Genomic DNA, 2,806 nt, shown 5'->3' on the forward strand with positions numbered 1-2,806 from the left:
TTATGCCCCGCAATATCTTCACAGCCTGCGGCAATTCGTTATAAGGCATCTTGTCAAATTGCACCCCGTCTGCACCGGCTTTGCATACCTCAATAGCTTCCGCCGCAGAGGCGACCTCAACGATTATCTTCTTTTCAATGTTTTTAGCCTTGAGAGCGGAAATCCTGCTCATCAGGTTATCAAACCCGCCCAGGAAAGCCCAGTGCTGTTCGAATATCAAGATGGTCTCTGAAAGGCCCAGGCGGTGAGGCGTCCCCCCACCGGCTACGACCGCTTTAATTGAAAGCTCCTTGGTTCCAGGGAAAATCTTTCTGGTGCTCAATAATTCGATACCGGGATTAGCCGTCCGTGCCTGGGCTAGTATCCGCGATGTCCGGGTGGCTATACCAGAGGCATATTCCAGGATATTCTGGCAGACTTTCCAGGCCATATGCAGATTATCGGCACTGCCCTCTGCAGCCAATACCACCGTGTGAGGCTCGACCCGGGTTCCGGAAGGCAGATGATGGAGCGGGGTTACGTTCAGTTTACCCAGGATTCTCAGCACTTCTTCCGTTCCGCAAATTACCGCCTCATCGCGGCACTCGAAACCGATACGCCCCTTTTTCCCGGCTATGTTCAGCACCAGGGTGGTGAGATCGATGTAAGGGATGTCTTCTTTGATGAATCTTTCTAATGCGTCGTCACCAATGTACATCAGCGGATACCTCCATAGATACTATTTGAAATGCACTTCGCAGGCGCGGCCCCCTTCATGCTCCACCGACCAGGGAAGCATAACCTCTTCCCGGCATATGGAGCAAGTGACGATGGGATGCAGCCGGGGCTTGCCGGGAAGATGAACATTAATCTCGGCGACGTTGAACAGCTCATCGTCTGAGAGCTCATACAACAGTTTGCCCCGAACGTCGCGCAAGGCAAAAAATTCGGCTTTCTCGGCATCGGTGGCCACCCCGGTTTTGACCTTCTGATGCAGCTCGATGGGATGATTCGATCCCCATAGCGGGTATTTTAGAGCCACACGAATGCCTTGGCCCTTTTTTGAGATAAAGTTGAAGGCTTGCCTTCCCCTATTGTCGATCACCAGTCCGCTGTTTCCGACTGTGCATCCGGTCACATACTGTACTCCATCCACTCCGCATACATCATTTTCGACAATCACCGTATGGGTGGCGCCAATATTTTGGCCTTCCAGCCCCAGGAGTCTCAGGGCCAGGATGCTGGCCCGATAGCCCACAGCGATGCCTGGGCAGATATGGCCGTGAAACTGGTGCACCGCTTGCCACAGTTGTTCGCTCATATGTTTCTTCTCCTTATTTTAGACTGTGTTCGATTTTTATATCAAAAAGGTTTTTATAGGGCTGATCTTTTAGACTGTTTATCCCGACACCATTTTTCAGAGTTATAGTGGCAGAAAGATTCCCGTTTTCCCAACTGCTATGTGCTTTCTCACAGTCTTCCCGGAAAGTAAAGCGCTCCGGATTGGCCAGGCGGCTTCTGGTCAGCCCCTGTATGCTGTCGGCCAGGCAGCGGGTCCCCTCAATATACACCTTTAAATCTTCGGCGGTCAACTGACCAAAGATTTGCTCAGCGGCCAGGCACATTTTGACTGCCAGGATCAGCTGATCGCATTCTTCCTGATGGTGGTTCAACGCTGTTTTGAACATCATTTGTTCCAGCATGCCAGACTGGCTGGGTCTTATGTAGGGGGCACGCGGTGAAAAAACTATATCCTGCCCATAGAAAGGTTTTATATCTATTACCGGGGTGCCGTCTATGAAATCCAGGCCCTCTACCGATAAAATATTGCCTTCTATTCCCTCCAGCTTTACAACCGTCAAACCAATGGGATTAGGCCTGCTGTAAGCCCTCAATCCGAATACTCCATATTCCGGCAGTTCCAAATTAATCCTGGGAACCACCCGCAAGAGGTCTCTTCTGGCCTCATGAAACCACCCGATTATCCATAGATGCGAATGTTCTTCCATGCGCAGCATGGCCTCGCTGTACTGTGGAAATATCTCGATGGTAGTTTTAGGCACCTCAACCCGTACACGATCCGGCTTGAGGAAATCATTATGCACCACCCCGATCGGTTCTATCGTTATTGGAGTAATCAAATATCATCCCTCCATTTTTCCTAGTTTACTTGTTCCGCCTGCCATTTTTTAACGTATTTATGCAGTGGATTGAAGACAACGGATTCCATTATGGCTACCAGCATTATCAAGGTCAGGGTCCAGGCAAAAAGCTTGTCGGTCTCCAGATATCCGCGAGTGATAAAAATGGCGTTTCCAATCCCGTTTTGCGCTCCCAGGAGCTCGGCCATTATGGTAATGCGCAGCGATGAGGCCGCGCTGAGTGAAAAACCTGCTATGAATCCGTTGAGCAGCCCGGGCAGGTAAAGCTTAAGCATTCTGATTTTCCATGGCACCCGGTATACTTTTACCATCTGCAGGAGATTGTGGTCTATGGAGTGTATCCCTTTTACCGAATTGAGGTACATGATGGGCATCACCAGAAGCGCGGTCACAAAGATGACCTGAGTGCTGCCCTGCCCGAACCAGACCATGGCTATGACCACGAATATCACGCTGGGCGTTGCCAGGATGGCATTGATGGTCGGCATTATCATGCCGTCCAGCGAGGCTTTAATACCCCCAAACACACCGAGACAGGTACCGGTCAACACCCCCAGGGCCAGACCGGCAAGCTGTCGCTGCAGAGTCACCAACAAGCTTCTCCCCAATTCTCCGTTGCTCAGCATGCCGAAAAAAGCCTTGAGAGTGCTCAGCGGGGAAGCCAC

General features: G+C 51.0%; 4 protein-coding genes. All 4 read right to left on the reverse strand.

The window, feature by feature from the left end:
• On the reverse strand, positions 1-697 hold a 697-nt coding region (gene modD / locus B3W37_RS02720; RefSeq protein ID WP_483174715.1), incomplete at its 3' end, for a ModD protein.
• Between the two features lie 21 nt (positions 698-718).
• Complete coding sequence (locus tag B3W37_RS02725) at positions 719-1,300, reverse strand: FmdE family protein (protein ID WP_483169171.1); 582 nt, start codon at positions 1,298-1,300, stop codon at positions 719-721.
• 13 nt (positions 1,301-1,313) lie between these two features.
• Positions 1,314-2,120 (reverse strand): tRNA (N6-threonylcarbamoyladenosine(37)-N6)-methyltransferase TrmO, encoded by an 807-nt coding sequence (gene tsaA / locus B3W37_RS02730; RefSeq protein WP_483169172.1) that lies wholly within the window; start codon positions 2,118-2,120, stop codon positions 1,314-1,316.
• A 20-nt stretch (positions 2,121-2,140) separates the two neighbouring features.
• Positions 2,141-2,806 (reverse strand): ABC transporter permease (locus tag B3W37_RS02735; protein WP_483174717.1); only part of this gene is annotated, 666 nt, incomplete at its 5' end.

Source organism: Syntrophomonas sp. UBA5494, assembly GCF_002426325.1.